The sequence below is a fragment of the Paraburkholderia dioscoreae genome, assembly GCF_902459535.1.
GTDB classification, from domain to species: Bacteria; Pseudomonadota; Gammaproteobacteria; order Burkholderiales; family Burkholderiaceae; genus Paraburkholderia; species Paraburkholderia dioscoreae.
Genome location: NZ_LR699554.1, coordinates 2,503,701 through 2,521,269, shown reverse-complemented (window position 1 = coordinate 2,521,269; position 17,569 = coordinate 2,503,701). Strand labels below are relative to the sequence as shown.

At 56.5% G+C, this 17,569-nt stretch carries 10 protein-coding genes and 3 pseudogenes; 8 read left to right on the top strand and 5 right to left on the bottom strand.

Annotated features, from left to right (window positions below):
• Nucleotides 1-21: 21 nt before the first annotated feature.
• The 4 genes from PDMSB3_RS31495 to PDMSB3_RS31480 all read left to right on the top strand — a co-directional run bounded on the left by PDMSB3_RS31495 (nucleotide 22) and on the right by PDMSB3_RS31480 (nucleotide 5,086).
• Nucleotides 22-2,382, top strand: coding sequence for an efflux RND transporter permease subunit (locus tag PDMSB3_RS31495; RefSeq protein WP_165188902.1), 2,361 nt, complete (start codon nucleotides 22-24; stop codon nucleotides 2,380-2,382).
• A 93-nt stretch (nucleotides 2,383-2,475) separates the two neighbouring features.
• Nucleotides 2,476-3,417, top strand: coding sequence for a WD40/YVTN/BNR-like repeat-containing protein (locus PDMSB3_RS31490; protein ID WP_165188900.1), 942 nt, complete (start codon nucleotides 2,476-2,478; stop codon nucleotides 3,415-3,417).
• Between the two features lie 200 nt (nucleotides 3,418-3,617).
• A protein-coding gene (locus PDMSB3_RS31485; protein ID WP_137962692.1) for an IS3 family transposase occupies nucleotides 3,618-4,792 on the top strand; the annotation gives its coding sequence in 2 pieces (ribosomal slippage) (nucleotides 3,618-3,891 and nucleotides 3,891-4,792; 1,176 coding nt in all).
• A gap of 75 nt (nucleotides 4,793-4,867) precedes the next feature.
• Entirely contained in the window at nucleotides 4,868-5,086 is a 219-nt protein-coding gene (locus PDMSB3_RS31480) for a hypothetical protein (protein WP_165188898.1), read from the top strand.
• 242 nt (nucleotides 5,087-5,328) lie between these two features.
• On the opposite strand, the pseudogene PDMSB3_RS31475 reads toward PDMSB3_RS31480, so the two are convergent.
• A pseudogene (locus PDMSB3_RS31475) lies at nucleotides 5,329-5,544 on the bottom strand (transposase); the annotation flags it as partial.
• 236 nt (nucleotides 5,545-5,780) lie between these two features.
• Here PDMSB3_RS31475 and PDMSB3_RS31470 point away from each other — a divergent pair.
• A complete protein-coding gene (locus PDMSB3_RS31470; RefSeq protein ID WP_165189696.1) occupies nucleotides 5,781-7,019 on the top strand; it encodes an IS110 family RNA-guided transposase in 1,239 nt (412 codons plus the stop codon).
• A 19-nt stretch (nucleotides 7,020-7,038) separates the two neighbouring features.
• Here the strand turns inward: PDMSB3_RS31470 and PDMSB3_RS31465 are convergent.
• Both PDMSB3_RS31465 and PDMSB3_RS31460 read right to left on the bottom strand, forming a co-directional pair.
• Nucleotides 7,039-8,100 (bottom strand): annotated as a pseudogene (locus tag PDMSB3_RS31465) (IS256 family transposase); the annotation flags it as partial.
• A gap of 107 nt (nucleotides 8,101-8,207) precedes the next feature.
• Nucleotides 8,208-9,095 carry a phytanoyl-CoA dioxygenase family protein gene (locus PDMSB3_RS31460; protein ID WP_165188896.1) on the bottom strand — a complete coding sequence of 296 codons (888 nt, stop codon included), beginning with the start codon at nucleotides 9,093-9,095 and terminating at the stop codon, nucleotides 8,208-8,210.
• A gap of 1,413 nt (nucleotides 9,096-10,508) precedes the next feature.
• Here PDMSB3_RS31460 and PDMSB3_RS31450 point away from each other — a divergent pair.
• Nucleotides 10,509-11,987 (top strand): cytosine permease, encoded by a 1,479-nt coding sequence (locus tag PDMSB3_RS31450; protein ID WP_165188892.1) that lies wholly within the window; start codon nucleotides 10,509-10,511, stop codon nucleotides 11,985-11,987.
• Between the two features lie 160 nt (nucleotides 11,988-12,147).
• Here the strand turns inward: PDMSB3_RS31450 and PDMSB3_RS31445 are convergent.
• Nucleotides 12,148-12,917, bottom strand: a pseudogene (locus tag PDMSB3_RS31445) (SDR family oxidoreductase).
• A gap of 371 nt (nucleotides 12,918-13,288) precedes the next feature.
• On the bottom strand, nucleotides 13,289-14,401 hold the full coding sequence (locus PDMSB3_RS31440) for an AraC family transcriptional regulator (protein WP_165188890.1): 1,113 nt from the start codon (nucleotides 14,399-14,401) through the stop codon (nucleotides 13,289-13,291).
• A 295-nt stretch (nucleotides 14,402-14,696) separates the two neighbouring features.
• Between PDMSB3_RS31440 and PDMSB3_RS31435 the strand changes: the two genes are divergently transcribed.
• Nucleotides 14,697-16,169: a TetR/AcrR family transcriptional regulator gene (locus tag PDMSB3_RS31435; protein ID WP_165188888.1), complete on the top strand. Its 1,473-nt coding sequence runs from the start codon at nucleotides 14,697-14,699 to the stop codon at nucleotides 16,167-16,169.
• A 361-nt stretch (nucleotides 16,170-16,530) separates the two neighbouring features.
• The gene (locus PDMSB3_RS31430; RefSeq protein ID WP_165188886.1) at nucleotides 16,531-17,499 is read left to right on the top strand and encodes an aminotransferase class IV; all 969 of its coding nucleotides are present in this window, start codon (nucleotides 16,531-16,533) and stop codon (nucleotides 17,497-17,499) included.
• The last annotated feature ends 70 nt before the right edge of the window (nucleotides 17,500-17,569 follow it).

Below are 17,569 nucleotides of genomic sequence, written 5' to 3'. Positions count from 1 at the left end.
GCTTTTTTTGAGGAAGAGACCGTGCTTATACGTGTAATTGGAAAACTCGAGCGTTGGCTGTTCACGCATCGAGCCATAACCCTCATCGCCTTCCTGCTTTTCACGGCTGTGATGGGGGCGTTCGCAATCCAACTGCGTATGGAGGCGGGCTTTGAGAAGCAGATTCCCATTGGGCATGAGTACATCAAGACATTCCAGAAATATCGCGACGACCTGCTGGGCGCGAATCGTCTCACGGTAGTCGTTCGTGCAAAGCATGGAACCATCTGGAACCAGGAGGGGTTGACGCGCCTATACCGCGTCACTCAGGCAGTTGCCTATCTTCCCAACGTGGACCGGATCGGCGTGCAGTCCCTCTGGACGCCAAACAGTTTCGTGAATGAAATCACGGAAGAGGGTTTCCGCGCTGAGCCGATTATTCCAGGCACGGTAACGCCAGAAAATATCAGTGCATCGCAGGTCGAGGCAGCCAGGAAGGCGACAGACCAAGGCGGCTACATGGGGTCACTTGTTTCGCGAGACCAGAAGGCGGTGATGGTGACGGCGTCGATCAACGAGGTCGGAGCGGACGGCAAGGTGCTCGACTACGTTGCCTACAACAAGTTGATTGAGGAAAAGGTTCGCAAGCCTTTCGAAGACGCCGGCTACGAGATCCAGATTATTGGTTTTGCCAAGCAGATTGGTGACATTGCAGATGGTGCGCAAGGAGTCCTGCTGTTCTGTGGGATCGCATTGCTTTTGACAGGAGTAGCGGTCTATTGGTACTGCCATTCCCTGCGCTTCACCATTTTGCCAATCGCATGCTCGCTTACGTCGCTCGTTTGGCAGTTCGGAACGTTGAAGCTTTTGGGATTCGGGCTCGATCCGCTGGCCGTTCTTGTCCCGTTCCTCGTCTTCGCGATTGGTGTTTCGCATGGTGTTCAGCAAATCAACTTTATCGTACGTGAGCTCGCTCATGGAAAGACGACAGAGGAGGCCGCGCGCCACAGTTTCACTGGTCTCCTGATCCCCGGGACGCTAGCGTTGGTTACGGCGTTCGTCTCGTTTATCACGTTGCTGCTGATTCCGATTCCCATGATTCGCGAACTGGCGATTACGGCGTCGCTCGGCGTGGGATACAAGATTCTCACCAATCTCGTGATGCTTCCTGTGGTCGCGTCATGCTTCACGTTCACGCGAGAATATGCGCAAAAGGCGATGCGCAAGCGCGAGAGTCGTGCCCGATGGCTCCTGGTGTTGGCACGTATCGCCGAACCGCGCAATGCGGTTATTACCCTGTTTGTGGTCGCGGGAATATTTTCCGCCGCTGTCTGGGAAAGCCGGGACCGCGTGGTTGGCACGTTGCAGCCTGGGGCGCCCGAGTTGCGTCCCGACGCGCGCTTCAATCGGGATGCCGTGTCGATCGCCGGCAGCTTTGACGTAGGGCTGGACTGGCTAACTCTGGTTGTCGAGGGACCGGCAAACTCGTGCGAGTTACCGGCTGTCGGCCAATACGGCGATGCGCTCGCGTACGACATGAAAACTGTCCCTGGGGTTGTATCAGTTAGTTCATACGCGGGGATGTTGCGCACCTACAACCAGGGATATAACGAAGGTAATCCCAAGATGGGCGTCGTGCCAATTGACCCGGGTAACTACTCGTCACTTAGTGCAGAAATCAATCGCGTTCGCGGGTACATGCGTCCGGATTGCAGCATGACGGCGGTCCACCTTTATCTTTCCGATCACAAGGCATCGACCATTAATCGTGTGATCGCGGCAGCTAAGTCGTTTGCCGCGGCTCATAAGACCGAAGGGCTCCAACTCAGATTGGCCGCGGGCAATGCGGGAGTCCTCGCAGCAACAAATGACGAAGTGGAGAAGAGCGAATTGCCGATGATGCTGTACGTCTATCTGGCGATTGTCCTGCTGGTTTTCGTTGTCTATCGGGACCTCCGCGCGGTCGTCGCGTGTTGTTTGCCGCTGACCGTAGGCACATTCATTGGCTACTGGTTCATGAAAGAGTTCGAAATTGGACTGACTGTCGCGACGCTTCCCGTGATGGTGCTCGCCGTCGGCATTGGCGTGGACTACGCGTTTTACATCTACAACCGGCTCCAGGCTCATCTTGCAAGTGGCGAACCTATCGTCAAGGCTCTCGAACACTCGATTCTGGAGGTTGGTATGGCGACAATCTTTACTGCGATCACCCTAGCGATCGGAGTAGCGACCTGGTCGTTCTCGGCACTCAAGTTCCAGGCTGACATGGGGAAGTTGCTGGCTTTCATGTTTGTCGTCAACCTTGTCATGGCGATGACGGCGCTGCCGGCGCTGGCAGTTGTCCTCGAAAAGATTTTTCCGCGGCGTCGACCTGTACGGGCGCCCGGGGTTCTCAGTCACTGAGGTGTTTCCATGACAAATACTCTTCCCGGTATGTTTCGCTCGCCCTTGACCTCATCACGGAAAGGAGCCCGAGCGTGTGTAGCGGCCGCCTGTATGCTGGCGATCTCTGGTTGTGCTCTCGCTGCGGATACGCCCAGCGGCAAGCCAGCACTTGCTGTCACGCCGGCGCCGCATACCGTCGGTGCGCTTGGCGCCACGATGCTAAGCGCCGCAACGGTTGGAAAGCGGGTTGTGAGCGTCGGCGACCACGGCGCCATCTTGCTGTCTGACGACGAAGGCGAGCATTTTCGGCAGGCTACACTCGTGCCGGTTAGTTCGATGCTGACGTCTGTTTCGTTTGCCAACGACAAGACTGGATGGGCGGTCGGCCAGTGGGGCGCAATCCTGAGGACCGATGATGCCGGCGAAACGTGGCGGATTCAGCGGGTCGATGTGGCGAACGACCGGCCATTCTTTTCTGTCTATTTCAAGGACAAATCTGAAGGGTGGGCAGTGGGACTCTGGTCCCTCATGCTTCATACGACCGATGGTGGTTCGACATGGCAAGAAGTCGCGTTGCCGCCGCCACCCGGCAGTGCCAAGGCCGATGTCAACCTTTACAGCATGTTTGCCAATGCGAAGGGCGAGTTGTTCATTCCGGCGGAAAGGGGTTTTGTTCTACGGTCGACTGATGCGGGAAAATCGTGGACTTACCTTACAACCGGATATGCGGGCAGTTTTTGGAGTGGTGCTGCACTGAAGGACGGCACGCTACTTGTCGGCGGACTTCGCGGCTCGATCTACCGCAGCAGCGATGACGGGCAGAGTTGGAGCAACGTCTCCACCGCCCTTCATAGCTCAGTGAACGGGATTCTCCAGCGTTCGAATGGAACAGTGCTGGCCATTGCGTTAGACGGCGTCTCAATGCTGAGCAACGATCAGGGGAAAACTTTCGGAGCGGCACAGCGTTCTGACCGACTGCCATTGACGGCTGTCACCCAAACGCAGGGCGGAAAGGTTGTAGTCTTCTCCGACAGTGGTCCAGTGAAGCAATGACCTCTGTGTAGAGAAGTTCGCTCGTCCGCTCTGAGCTTGCCGCGATTCAGTTTAGCTAATACAACTGCGCATGGTCGACTACCAATAGCGGTCAGTCACCATACGCAATTTTATGGCGACGACGCCAGGAGCGGGACGGTTGAGGTCGGCCGAAAAAAGTGGACGCCAACATTCCGTAGAATTGAGGAATGGAGGCACTGATGAAGCGAATCCCCAAGGCTGTGTACACGAAGGAATTTCGTGAAGAAGCAGTAAAGCTAGCAATGACTGACGGCGTCGGCGTGTCTGAAGCTGCACGTCGAGTGTCAATATCGATGAAGACGTTGGCGAACTGGGTTCGCGCCGCAAAGGACGGCAAGCTGGAGACCGTGGGGCAAACCCAGAAACCACTGACAGAGATCGAGGCGGAGCTGGGCCGGCTCAAGCGAGAGTTGGCAGAAGTGAAGATGGAGCGCGATCTGTTAAAAAAGTTTGCAACGTACTTCGCGAAGGAGTCGCGGTGAAGTACGGCGTAATTGAGCAGATGCGACAGCATTACCCCGTGCCGCCGATGTGCCGGTTCCTGGGCGTGTCCACCAGTGGCTACTACGCCTGGCGCAAACGGCCGCTGTCGTTGCACGATCAACAAGAGCCTGGGCTCGAAGCGCAGGTGCGTGCAGCTCACGAGCGTAGTCGACAAACCTTCGGCCCGGAACGGCTACAGAAGGATCTAGCGAACCACGGTGTCCAGATTGGTGTTCACCGCATCAAGCGTTTGCGGGCAAAGCTCGGCCTTCGCTGCAAGCAAAAGCGCAAGTTCAAGGCGACGACCAACTCGACGCACAATCTGCCAGTCGCACCGAACATCCTGGATCAGGACTTCAGTGTGAGCGCACCAAATCAGGCCTGGTGCGGTGACATTACCTACATCGCGACCGATGAGGGATGGCTGTATCTGGCCGGCCTCAAGGATCTGTTTAGCGGAGAGATCGTCGGCTATGCCATGAGCGAGCGCATGACAAAACAGCTGGTCATGCAGGCGCTGTTTCGGGCTGTCGCGTCGCACCGGCCACCGACGGGCCTGATACAACACACGGATCGCGGTAGTCAGTATTGCGCCCACGCCTATCAGAATCTGCTCAAACAGTTCGGCATGCAGGCATCAATGAGCAGACGTGGAAATTGCTTCGACAACGCACCCATCGAATCATTCTGGGGCTCACTGAAGAATGAACTCGTCTATCATCGCAAGTTCGCGACCCGCGATCAGGCCAGCAAAGAAATCACGGAATACATCGAGATCTTTTATAACCGGCAGCGCACACAGGAGCGTCTGGACTATCTGTCGCCGGCCGCTTTCACGCAGCGATTCCATTTGAGTAAAATGGCTGCTTAACCCGTTGGCGTCCACGGATTCCGACCGACCTCAGGTATTCGCCGGGACGAATTGCTCATGCTATCAAGAGAGTTGATGATCATGAACTATTACCGTGGCTATTTCCTGTTCGTTGACGAAGTGAGTCATTCCGACGGCAGCTTCAGTGCCTACGGGATCATTTTCTACAGGAACGAGTTGCTGATGCGATCGCGAGAAAGCGCGCGGTTTGAAACTGAGGATGCTGCATCCGGCTATGCATTGCTGTGGGCGAGAACGTGGGTTGACGAATGGGGCCTGCAGATCGCCGCATAACGCATGCTCAGATAGTTGACCTATCTTGCTCGCGGTACTTGCCGTTGCGGAAGAAAGGCATAAATGTTCGCGTAGGCGACCTTGCCAACTGGTCAACGCCTGCAGGGGTTGATGCCTGGGATTTTTATGGAAATGACCATGATGGGCGATGGTCGCCACCTATACACACATTGTTTCGCGTATTTGTCGTGTGTCGGAGGCGCGACGGGGGTGTCCGGAATTTTGTGTAAACGGGTTGAGGTTTAACCCGGCACCAGCCGCTCTTCGAACTGGATCGTGAAGCGGTTCAGTGCGGCCTTCCAGTCACGGATCGGCATCGTCCACTTCTTGCTGATGTTGTTCAGGGCCAGGTAAAACAGCTTGGTGACGGCCTCATCGGTCGGGAACGAGCTGCGGGTCTTGATCACCTTGCGCAGGCTCATGTTGATCGATTCTATGGCATTCGTAACCGGCATGATATAGCCGGTGCCTCACGGTCCCTCGCCGTGCAGTTCTGGCGTATGGTGTGACCATCCGGGACAAGGGGCACCGGGGAGCACTTCGGGTGGGCAGGCCGTTGTTATACGATGAGCCGCGAGCTCGTGTTAGTAGTTGGCCGCCCCTGCGACCCGCCCGGTTGCGCTGCGAGCGCGAATCCGTAGTTGTCGTGCTGTCCCACCCGGCTCCCAACATTCATCTGGATGGGAGAACGGTTATGCGAATCATAGGACTGGATGTTTCGCGCTCCGTGGCCGAGATCGCGTATCTGGAGGACGGCGTGCTGCATGCTGGTGGCCGTGCCGGGCTCAGACGCGACGAACTGGAGCGCTTTGCCGCAAGCCTGCGCAGCACCGATCATGTGGTGCTCGAAGCGACGGGCAATACCGCCGCCATCGTCAACGTACTGCGCCCCCGCGTCGCGCGTGTCGCAATTGCGAATCCACTGCTGGTACGGCTCATCGCCGAGGCACGCGTCAAGACGGACAAGATTGATGCGGCAGTGCTGGCCCAACTGTACGCAAGCCATTTCCTGCCGGAAGTCTGGATGCCCGACGAGAGCACCCTGGCGCTACGTCGACAGGTCTCGCGCCGGTCACAACTCGTGCGGCAACGCACGAGGCTGAAGAACGAAGTGCATGCGGTGCTGGCTGCGAATCTGATCGAGCGGTGCCCCGCTACTGATCTGTTCGGCAGGAAGGGACGCGTATGGCTCATGGCCCAACCGCTGCCGATGGACGAGCGTCTGGGCGTCGAGCAACGCTTGCGGGAGCTGGACCGTCTTGGAGAGGATCTGCAAGAGGTCGACAAGGCCCTGGCGCAAGCCAGTATCGGCGACGAGCGGTTGCGCAGGCTGCTGACCATCACCGGCGTCAATACCACTGTGGCAATCGGCCTGCTGTCGGCAATCGGTGCCGTTGAACGGTTTCCCAATCCGGAGAAGCTGGTGAGCTACTTCGGGCTGAACCCATCGGTCTATCAGTCGGGCCCAACGCCCGCCAGGCATGGTCACATCACCAAGCGGGGACGTTCGTACGCACGGGCATTGCTCGTCGAGGCAGCCTGGGGCGCAGCACAGGCGCCCGGCCCTCTGCGCGCTTTCTTCCTGCGGGTACGCGACCGTCGCGGCCAGCAGGTCGCCATTGTCGCGACGGCACGCAAACTGGCGGTCATCGTGTGGTACGTGCTCACGCGCAATGAGCCGTTCGCCTGGGATCGTCCAGCCCTGACCGCACACAAGCTGCGCGCCCTGGAGCTGCAATCCGGCATGCCTGCACAACACGGCTCGCGCAAAGGATCGGCTGCAGCTTACAGCCTGAAGAGCGTACGCGACCAGGAACGGGCCGTTGCCGAGCAGGCCGAGCGCACCTATCAACGGCTGTTCTCGAGATGGAAGCAGGCGCGTCCCAACAAACGCGAGGTACCACTGGTGTGGCCGGGAACGCCAATCTCATAAAAATATCAGGCAGGGGCTTGTCGATTTCATCCGTGGTGTAAATTACCTTCCTGATCTCCGGCGGGTAATCGAAGAACGGAATCACACGTGCCCAGTTGCGTCGCCAGCTCTGTCCGATGGACGGATAGTCCTTGTCCCACCTGGCCTCGAAGGCGCCCAGCATCTGTTCGGCCAGTTCGACGGTCGATGAAGTGTAAATCGTCTTCAGGTCGGCGGCGACTTCCTGCTGCATTTTCCACGGCACGAAGTTCAGACTGTTGCGCACCATATGCACGATGCACAGTTGCACGGCCGCTTTTGGGTAGACCGCTTCAATGGCTTCAGGAAAGCCTTTAAGCCCGTCGACGCAGGCGATAAAGATGTCCTGCACGCCGCGCGTCTTCAGCTCAGTGACCACCTGCAGCCAGAACTTGGCCCCCTCGGTCTGGGCGATCCACAGTCCCAGGACTTCCTTGTGGCCGGCCATGTTCACGCCGATGGCCAGGTACACCGCCTTGGTCCGCACCGCGCCGCTGTCGCGCACTTTGACGTGAATGCAGTCGAGATAGACAATCGGATAAAGCGCGTCGAGCGCACGGGCCTGCCAGACCTTCACCTCATCACTGACGGCGTCGGTGACCGCCGAGATCAGCGTCGGCGAGACCTCCGTGCCGTACATTTCTTCCAGGTGCCCCTGGATCTCACGCACGCTCAGGCCACGCGCATACAGCGAAATGATCTTGTCGTCGAAGCCCGTCCAGCGCGTCTGATGGCGCTCCACCAGCTTCGGCTCGAACGACCCCTGACGGTCGCGCGGGATATTGAGCGGCAACTCGCCAAACTCCCCCTGCAGCGTCTTGGCGCTATGGCCATTACGGGTGTTGCCCGTGGCATTGGTCACCGTTTCGCTTTTGCCATGGCCCAGGTGTTCGGACATCTCCGTCTCTAACGCACGCTCCACCAGCATCTTGGTAAGCTGCTTGAGCAGGCCGTTCTCGCCTATCAGGTCTTCCGGCTTCTGGTAATTCGCCAGCAGGCTGTCTGCCAGCTTGACGAGCTCAGCATCGGGTTTCTCTCTTTTATTGCGTTTCGCTACGGTCATCTATGCTCCTGTTGCTGGCAGTCTCCTGCCAAATGACCGTTTACACAAAACCTTTTACACCCTCGGCGCGACTGGAGACGACCTTACGCCGTCGTCTCCAGGCAATCCTAGACCGCTGTGACTTCCGACTTGTTCAGCTCGAGAAAATCGCCCAACTCAAGGTAGTCGACCTGCCAGAGACTTCCGCCGCCGAGCTTGGAATTGTGGAAGGACCGGAAGCCCATGAGTTGCTGAGCTCTCGCACTCATCGTGCGAGCGATCTCAATCGGTACGACAAAGGGATAAGCCTCTTCGGGAACCAGCCATCCACAACAAAATGCCAACGCGAGCGCACGTCGGGGCTTGGTGCTTCGGTTTGCGCCGCCGCCGTGCAGCATCTTTCCGGAGTACAGGAGTGCGTCGCCTTTCTCCATCACGGCCGCAATAGTTTGGGATTGTTCGCCTCGGTCTTCGAAGTCGGCCCACCTGTGGCTGCCCGGAATGACACGGGTAGCGCCCATTTCTTCCGTGTAGTCCGAAAGCGCCACCAGGCAGTTGCACATGACTTCAGGTGCTTCGGCTCCATATTTGCGAAATATCGGGTAATTCTCAAGATCCCGATGCAGCATTTGAACTTTCTCACCTGGCTGAAGTTCGATCACTTGAGCCGCATTCATCCAGTACGAATCGGAGGTTTCGAGCATCATGGTATCGACATACGAGAGCATGGTTTCGTCGTCGATCATTTGCTCACGAAACACCTTGCTTCGTGCAACTAGCTGAGTCAAACGTTTGGTCTGTCGGCCAGCGAACTCCTCCATCCATTCATTGCCTCGGACCCCTTCATGCCACTTCGAAATGATGGGGTCAATTTCGGCGTTCATCGCGTCGACTTGCCTGGCGAACAAGCCCTTGATTATGACGCCGCCGTCGGCATCGATAATTCGTTTCACTTCGGTCGCCGGTGTGCCAGCTGGGACTTCCTGGAGGCGTGTTGTATTCGAGGTTGAGGACATGGGTTGGCTCCGTGACAGATATTCAGATAGTTTCGTTACGCTGATTCTTGGGATCCGAGCATCGATACTGTTTTTGCGTTTAAGTTGGTTGGCAACTCGTAAATCGCGGGTTAAGTCTAGTCGGACACATATCAATAACAATGTGCGCAAGGGACATTTGAGTTTGAGCACGGGCCTCAGCTCACAGATGCCGGCATTAACTCATTGGATTCAATGCGGAGGCTTTGCGGGCGCTTCAGGTTCAGGTGGGAGAAGTTCGGAAACTCATCGGCCAGGTAGACGCGGAAAGGCCGCAGCACACAAGTGATTGTCCGTTTCTAACCTCGCCGTGTTGAGGTTGCATGCGCAGAATTGATGGTGATCTGTGGCGCTTCTTTTGTACATGTGCAACGTTCTAATCGCCCAACGTGTTTACGTTGGAGGCTAGCCTCCATCATTCCAGGCCACACTTATGAATATCATCTTTCCTTGTTTGGACGACGTATCGTTTGAAGACGGACACGCCGTATTTGACGCTATCGTCGACGGTGAGTCAGTGAGTTGCCTGGTTACTGAGAGTGCACTGAGTGCAGCATCACGTGTCGACCATATCATTCCGAAGAGGGACGCATTTTCTATTGGTCAGTCGACCATCTTTGAGGCGATTACCCGGCTTATCAGGACCACCCCGGGCGTGTCGGTTGTCCTCACGTGGGCGGATCTTCCCATTCCGTCGGGCTTATTTTCCTAGGCGCACTAGTGTGGTACATCCGCATGTTCAATTCCCGCGGGCGGAGTTTGTCCTCTCGAGCGCTGCAAAGGCGGGTGTCTGAAATACATCTGGATCGGAGGAGGAGCAGCGCGCTCACAGGAACGACGTGCGCTCCGCGGTTAAGCTGTTTGAGCGCGCCACGTCCGGACGCTGCACGGGACGGTATGCAACTGACCGTTAATCACAGCCGGCAGGCCTTCGTGCACATTTCGGCAAATTTTTGTTGGCGATAGTCTGGCGTTGCGGTGATCTCCAACAGGGTGAAGGCCGCATTCGTAGGCAGGGTTCCACCCGAATTGCAGAACCCTCGGGCGCGCACCATCCTGTTAGGTCGAAGAGGCTGCACGCGCTTTGACTATTGCGGAAGCGCCGGCAGGCTCGTTTACCTTACTAAATGGTTTCGATTATGAGTAAGTTTCATGAGATTGTAAGCAAGGAGCAGCATCATCTGCACGACTTTTTCGTCAAGCCGGATGCGGACCTGGTTCATCGAGACCTCGAAGACAGGTTGCGAGCATTGAGCAACGACGAAGTCGCCGGCGCTGAGTCTTTCGAAGGGAGTGGCCGCATAGCGTTCGAGTCACTGCTGTGGTTAGTTCTCGCTGCTGCCGTATATGTCGCGACGTGGGTGATGGCTACGAATTAAGGGCAGGAGAATTCTGATGAGCACAGTGACTGACAATATTTCCGGTGGCTCCGGTTCAACGAGTGATTCGACTGCAGCGCGGCTGCCGACTCGGCCAGGTGAGCGCATCTATAAAAGTTATTTCTCATTCTTGTGGAGTGGTGTGGCGTTCAGCGCGTCGACTCTAACTTACGCTATCGGCGGTGCGCTCCCATTTGTCGGCAATACGTCGTTGGCAATCATCGGGTATCTCTGTGGTTTGATTATCTGCATGGTGCCGACCGTGTTAGCCGGCATGCCTTCATATCGATACGGTATCGATACGATGGATGCAGTCAAAACCGCCTTGGGGGTGCGCGGTGCGGTCGTGATGCTCTTCGGCATTCTTGCCTCAAGTCTCGGCTGGACTTTTGTCCTGCTGGCTTTGTCGTCGCGAGGATTTGGTGTTCTTGTCCACTCGGTGTCCGGGGTGGGGGGCGGTGTCAATGAGACATACGTCGTGGTCTTCGCTTTTGCGATGCTCTTGGTGTTGTGGGCCTTGTCAAACCGTGGTGCAAGCGGAATGGAGCGAGTGACGGCCATGGTCGCGCCGGGCCAATTGATTTCGGCTGCGATTCTGCTTGGCCTTTTGATTTACAAGTTTGGTTTGTCGGAGCTGTTCCACGCGAACGTGCCTGCCGACAAAGCTTACACTCATGATCCGGCTCAGAGCCTGGCGTTAGCATTCGAATTTGGTTTCGCAAATGTGCTGACGTTTATCCCCTTTGTCGGGGGATTGACCCGTCTTGTATCAAGCCGTAAGCACGTAATGGGGCCTATGGTGACGGGCTGCGGAATCGTCGGCGCGGGATTCGTGTCGATGGTCGCTTCGCTCGCGGCAGTCCTTAGCGGGACTGCCGACCCCACCGTTTGGGTGGTGTCGGTCGGAGGCCGGTGGTTTGGGTCCGCGCTTTTACTCTTTATGCTGCTCGCGAACCTGGGCACGATGGTTGTGTTCGTGTATATCGGAGCGGTCGCGAGTCAGCAAATTCGTGTCCTGGCAGGTATCCGCTGGTCGTGGCTCATCGCAATTCTTCTATCGCCAGGTGTCTACCTCGCTTTTAGAACGGAGTGGCTGCTTGAGAAAGTTATCGCATTCATGACATACAACGGTTTGTTCTTTGTTGGGATTCTAGCTGTGGTGCTGACGGACTACTTTCTCCTTCGGCGTCAGCGAATCAATGCCGCGCACGTGTTCACGCATTCGCACAACGGCGCGTACTGGTTCTGGGGCGGAGTCAACTGGATTGGAATCCTGATGGCAGCGTTTGGATGCGCTGTTTATCTGTGGATGTATGACCCGGTTTCACTCAGAACAGTTGGAATGTTCCGCTATATCGGCGCTGGCGTGCCCGCATGCTTGAGCACCGCGGTTGGATATTATTTGCTAATGAAAGTTTTCGTCGTGCGTGGTCGGAGAGGCGGATACCCGGAAGGAACACGGTACGAGAGTTCGAAGATCGAGGTCACGCTTTAAGTTGTAGTCGAAGGAAGGGCACTGGCGGCCGGACAAGTTTCTCGCCGGCTGTTTTGTTCTACCCATGCGCGGCAGGCTCCTTCTGCTCGCGGATACTAGATATGATTTGGCAGGAGATCATTCGCGAGACGCGCCATTCGACTGTCAATGGAAAGCCCCACTACTTGCCACCGGTGACATCGAGAAACGTGCCGGTGATGAAGGAAGCCTCGGCGCTTGCAAGCCACGGGATCGCATGCGCAACCTCTTCAGATTGCCCGCCTCTTCCCAGGGGGATCGTGTCCTTGACGCGATCCACCCGTCCCGGCTCTCCACCGGTAGCGTGCATGTCAGTGTAGATATGCCCAGGGCGAACACAGTTGACGCGTATCCCATCTCGCGAGACTTCGTTTGCAAAACCAATAGTAAATGTCTCAACGGCGCCCTTCGACGTGGCGTAGTCGACATGCTCGTTCGGACTACCGAGCCGGGCCGATGCCGACGAGATGTTGATCACGGCGCCGTCGCGCCCGTTGTGCCGATAGGACATCCGCTTTGCCGCTTGTTGGCTTGTTGTGCACAGAGGATAGGGCCGATCGAATTGACCGCGAAGATACGCTGCATTCGCTCGAATTCGAGATCCTCTAGCCGGAACTGCGGCGCGAGTACCGCGGCGTTGTTCACCAGTACATCGATCCGGCCGAATTCCTGATCGATTGTCGCGAATCGCCGTGCGACCTGCTCAGGATTCGCGCTATCCGCACGCATCGTTAAAGCCCGGCGTCCAGCAGCTTCTACATCAGCCGCTACCGCAAGCGCGGCAGACTCGTTGGAGACGAAGCTTATCGCTACATCGTAGCTTTGTACGGCAGCGAGCCGGGACGTTGCGGCACCTACGCCACGACCTCCGCCCGTTATCAGAATGAGCGGTGCCTGGGGGACGGAATCCATTTAGCGAGCCTTCGGGTAGTACTGGGAGAAATAGTTGGGTGGGCCAACCTGATGCCGGCGGCTCACCGGCGGCTTTGGCCGATCCGCCTCAACACGGGCAGACACAAGGATAGCCGCGGTGTGATGTTGAGGCAAAGCAGATTAACTGGCGGTCCGAGTTAGAAAAACTCTTTCGATGAAAAGCAGCGCGAACGTCTGCTCGACCAGTTGTCGTTTGAATTCGCTCGGAACGTTCAGGCGCTACCCACTGCTTCGTTCTTGTCGTCCTCGAGCGCGGCCAATTTGGCTCCCACCAATACATTTGGTGAGAGCCAAAAAAGATAACTCCACTGGCTGCTACCCGGAGAAAGCCGTAGCGAGGCGCTCACACCTTAAGCAGCGGTCTGAAGCAGATTGAAACGATATGAGGTGCGGGGAATGGCGAGTTTCGCTGCCGGCTCATCGATCGGGTGGTTCGACATTGCCCGATACTGTCGCGGAGCCTGACCTGTCCATCGTTTGAAAGCGTGGCTGAAATTGGCCGCGTCACTGTAGCCAAGTTTCTCGGCGATCATTTCGGTGGTCAGGCTAGTGGATGCGATATAGCGAATGGCCATCGTCTTGCGGACATCGTCGAGCAACTGACTATAGGAAGTGTTCATCGTGTCAAGCCGGCGCCTGAGTGTTCGTGCCGACATACACAAGGTGCTAGCCACTTCGGGTAGTGTCGGTATCGACGCGGAGGCACTCGCCAGAATCGAACGCACGCTCGACGCAAGGTCGAACTGGCAACCATGCGCTTCGAGCAGTTGATCGCAGGCCTCGAGGCAGGCTTTATGAGTATGTGGATTCGACTGCGATAACGAATGATCGAGCCATCTAGCGTCAAAGCGAATTTGCGTGACTGTATGCTGAACGACGCTATCGCAGCGAAGCAGGACGCCTGCTTTGTTACGGTGCTCTGCGGATGCCGAGTGCAAATGCAGCGATGAAGGCTTGAAATGAGGGATTTGAAGGTCTCGCAGGAACGTCAGAACTTTTGCCAATTCGAATTCGAGGCAGTATTCAGTGTCCTCGCCGGACAATCCGCCCGGTTCCGCAAATGAAAGCGTTGCCGTCGAGCCGACAACCGTCAAAGTTGGGCCACATTTCAGATTCAGCAGTGGCGCATACTTGCGTGCAACGGATAGGGCCTCGCGCAATGTGTCACCGCTCCAGAGCGCATATCCGACGATGCCGAAAGTAGTAAGGTGCGCGCGCGTTCCCGCCTTCAGCACGAGCAGTCGGTCACCTGTGAGCGTTACAGCATTCGTGAGTGCGATCACATGCTGCTGGACGGAAGTTTTGCCCTTGCCTTGATGCATTGCGGCAGGCGCCAGCCCCGTACCCTCCAGGATGGCGGAAGCGGGAATGCCTGTCGATGATGCCGTATCTGCGATTAGCGAAATTTCCGCCGGGTTCAGCGCGGCGAACGCAACAGCCGAATCTATGTGTAACCGTTCCATGCTCGCTCCGTAGGCGCTTTCAGCATTGTTGTCGTTCGCCTGCAACCAAAGGTGCATCAAATGACAAATAATTTGGTGAAGTGACCTAAGTCTAGAGGTGCGACGACCAAGAAATCAAGGGAAAAATAAAAGCGCGGCACAGGTAGAATCCCCTATATACGGGGATTCATGCCCTGAAGCAGTGCGTAATGAGTATCGTACGTTGGTGCTCTGTAGGAACAGATTGTTTTTTGTAAGATTGAATAGAATGGGTGTTTTGACCTATAATGTCCATTGGACATAGGGGAATGGTTCCGTGAGAGACGCTCACTTGCCGGCGAAGTCTGGTGCTCAAGTCGATTCAACAGAAACCCAGGATGGTGCCGCGGGCGCCGGTTCGGTGCAGCGGCGCAATCGTGAACGCCGTATCGCCGAAATTCTTGATGCCGCGACTCAAATTTTTCGGGAGGAAGGTTATGCGGGCTTCGCTACGCGGAAGGTTGCTGCGCGTGCCGGTCTCACCCTTAGCAATCTTCAGTATTACTTTCCGGACAAAGACGAACTGCTGTCCATCATCATTGAGAGATTCCTGAGGGGCTACCTTGAAACGTACCTCGGCATAGCGACGCGTGTCGGAGTGACCGCTCAGCGCAGGTGCGCGGCACTCATTGAGCAGATTTTTGAGGACATCAACAAGTCGTCCGACGCGGAGAAGTTCCTCTTCGAAACGTGGGCATTCGCCCAGCACGAATCGTACGTATCGGTGCTGGTCGAACGAGCTTACGAGGAGTACAGGGGCATATTTGCGAAGCTGCTTGCGGAAATTAACCCTGACCTCTCGCCTGACGAGTGCAAAGCGCGGGCATCCGTGCTTACAGCGCAGGCGGAGGGCATGATGATATTTGCGGCGCGTAGTGACGATTCCGAGAAGGATTTCGAGGAGTTCGCGCGCACCACCAAGCGAAGTGTCAAGGCGATTGCCGGTCTCGCCGGTAAGGGCCCAAGCAGTGAGTTCAGCGAAAAGCAGAACATTGGACCGGCAAAGGATCTGCCGCGCACGCAGAACGTCGCCCGGGAAAGCTTGTTTGGCTCCGAAACGCACATCAGCCGAGGGCACTACGAAATTACCGTTAGACGGAACGCCTCGGAGCCAAGTTATCTTCGCCCGACTATGCAGAGTCGCAAGCGTGAGGCGAAGATAAATGAAATTGTGGCCGCAGCAGCCAATGTGCTCGCGTCCGAGGGATACGGGAATTTCACACTGGCGCGCATCGCGAAAGAGGTTGGAATGTTGGCTTCAGGGCTCCAACATTATTTCCCGACTCATGACGACCTTCTGAGCTCTACCATCAATGCGCTGTTTTCCGCCTACTACGACCGCTGGTCGGAGATGGGTAAGCCGAGCGACAAGAATGCAATCGATCGTCTGCGCGAAATTATTGAAGACGTTTTCGTGGAGGCTTGCGATCCGCGTGTGTGCCGATTTTCCTTTGAGATGTTTGCCTTGGCCGAGCACTCCGCGATCACCCACCAGCTTCTGAGCAGGTCCTACGCCGAATATCGGCAGATTTACGTCAGTCTCGTCCGTGAGATCGACCCCGAAGCGTCCGGGCGGGAGTGCTTTGCGCGGGCAACGCTTATCGCGGCACAGCTTGAGGGTTTGATGGTCTACACATACAGCGCCGGGCGGTTGACCCCCGCGCTGGATGCTGTTTTGGACCTGATTACGAGTGTGTCGTTGGAGATTGCTCGCGGAGGGGCGGGCAAGGTCAGAGGCGGCGCTCTCTAGCTATTTTGGCGTCCGCTACTTGAAGTGGAATTACCGCCGCGCGGGTGTCGATGCTGCAATGCTAAAAATAGAAATCTAAGGCCGACAACCGTGAAACTGGCCTGATCGTTTGCTGACGACGGAATCCTGACGACAATAAAAATACAATCTCTGCTTTCGTTCAATGCAAGGGTCGAAGCTGCAAGTGCGCGATGGCCGATTGAAGCGGTAGCTCGATACCGCTAACGTGGCCACGGCGCGTCACCAGTTGGCCTTTCCCGACATGGCGCCGGTTGATTGCGGCCCTATCATCTATCGGTATGCCGGCGCATCTCGGACGCGCCGGCAATTTATCCTGAGCAGCAGTATGGACACGATAGCTATGACAATCACCCCCGCCGCAAACATCATGCTGACCGATCCGTTGCATGCACGTGTCGACTACGCGCCGGAATTCGACCATGGTAGCGCATACGTCAACGGCAAGTTCTGTCCCATTGATGAGGCTAGTATTCCGATTACCGACGGCGGATTCATGCAGGCCGACGGTGCGTACGATGTCGTGAGCGTAAGCAAGGGCTTATTCTTCCGGCTGGACGATCATCTCGACCGTTTCGAAAGCGCTTGTGAAAAGTTCTATCTGCGCAATCCGCATGACAGGAATGCAACAGCAAAAATCCTGAGCGAGCTTGTCGCGCTTGCGGGCACCCGCGAGGCATACGTTTGGTGGGCGGTGACCCGTGGCCCGACGCCCGCAAAGCGTACGAATCCGGCTAGCTATGAAAACCGGTTCTATGCATTCGCCATTCCCTACCGGTTTATCGCAAGCGACGAGCAACGTGAGCGTGGGCTGGACTTGCTCGTGAGCAAGCGGTACATCCGCATTCCGCCGAATTCGGTGGATCCGACGGCAAAAAATTTCCACTGGATGGACCTGAAACTGTCATTGTTCGAAGCAGGGGAGCAGGGCCGGGAGTGGAGCGTTCTGTGCGATGCCGATGGGAATCTTACCGAAGGACCAGGGGTAAATATCTTCTTTATAAAGAACGGAGAATTGTTCACTCCTGACTCTGGCTGTCTTGAAGGCATTACCCGAAAAACCACGCTGGAAATTGCCGCTGAGCTCGGAGTCTCCATCCACATCCGCGCCGTCAACGCCAGTGAACTGCGGGAGGCAGACGAGGCGTTTTTAACTTCGACTGCAGGCGGCATTATGCCGGTCAACAGCGTCGACGGAGTTGTTCTTGGCGGAGAGAGCGGGCCTGGTCCTCTGACGACGAAGTTGCATAACCTCTACTGGTCGAAGCGCTGGGACGGTTGGCTCGGCACAGAAGTTAAGTACATAAAGTAGCCTGAAACCGTTGGTTTTCCAATTCCGGGGGCCGACTAATCTTTTCGAACGTGCGTGGCGACCACACATC

Bases quoted from the DNA above. Each gene is read 5' to 3' on its own strand.
- PDMSB3_RS31490 (WP_165188900.1), top strand. From the start codon at position 2,476: ATGCTGGCGATCTCTGGTTGTGCTCTCGCTGCGGATACGCCCAGCGGC.
- PDMSB3_RS31480 (WP_165188898.1), top strand. From the start codon at position 4,868: ATGATCATGAACTATTACCGTGGCTATTTCCTGTTCGTTGACGAAGTG.
- PDMSB3_RS31470 (WP_165189696.1), top strand. From the start codon at position 5,781: ATGCGAATCATAGGACTGGATGTTTCGCGCTCCGTGGCCGAGATCGCG.
- PDMSB3_RS31460 (WP_165188896.1), bottom strand. From the start codon at position 9,095: ATGTCCTCAACCTCGAATACAACACGCCTCCAGGAAGTCCCAGCTGGC.
- PDMSB3_RS31450 (WP_165188892.1), top strand. From the start codon at position 10,509: ATGAGCACAGTGACTGACAATATTTCCGGTGGCTCCGGTTCAACGAGT.
- PDMSB3_RS31440 (WP_165188890.1), bottom strand. From the start codon at position 14,401: ATGGAACGGTTACACATAGATTCGGCTGTTGCGTTCGCCGCGCTGAAC.
- PDMSB3_RS31430 (WP_165188886.1), top strand. From the start codon at position 16,531: ATGACAATCACCCCCGCCGCAAACATCATGCTGACCGATCCGTTGCAT.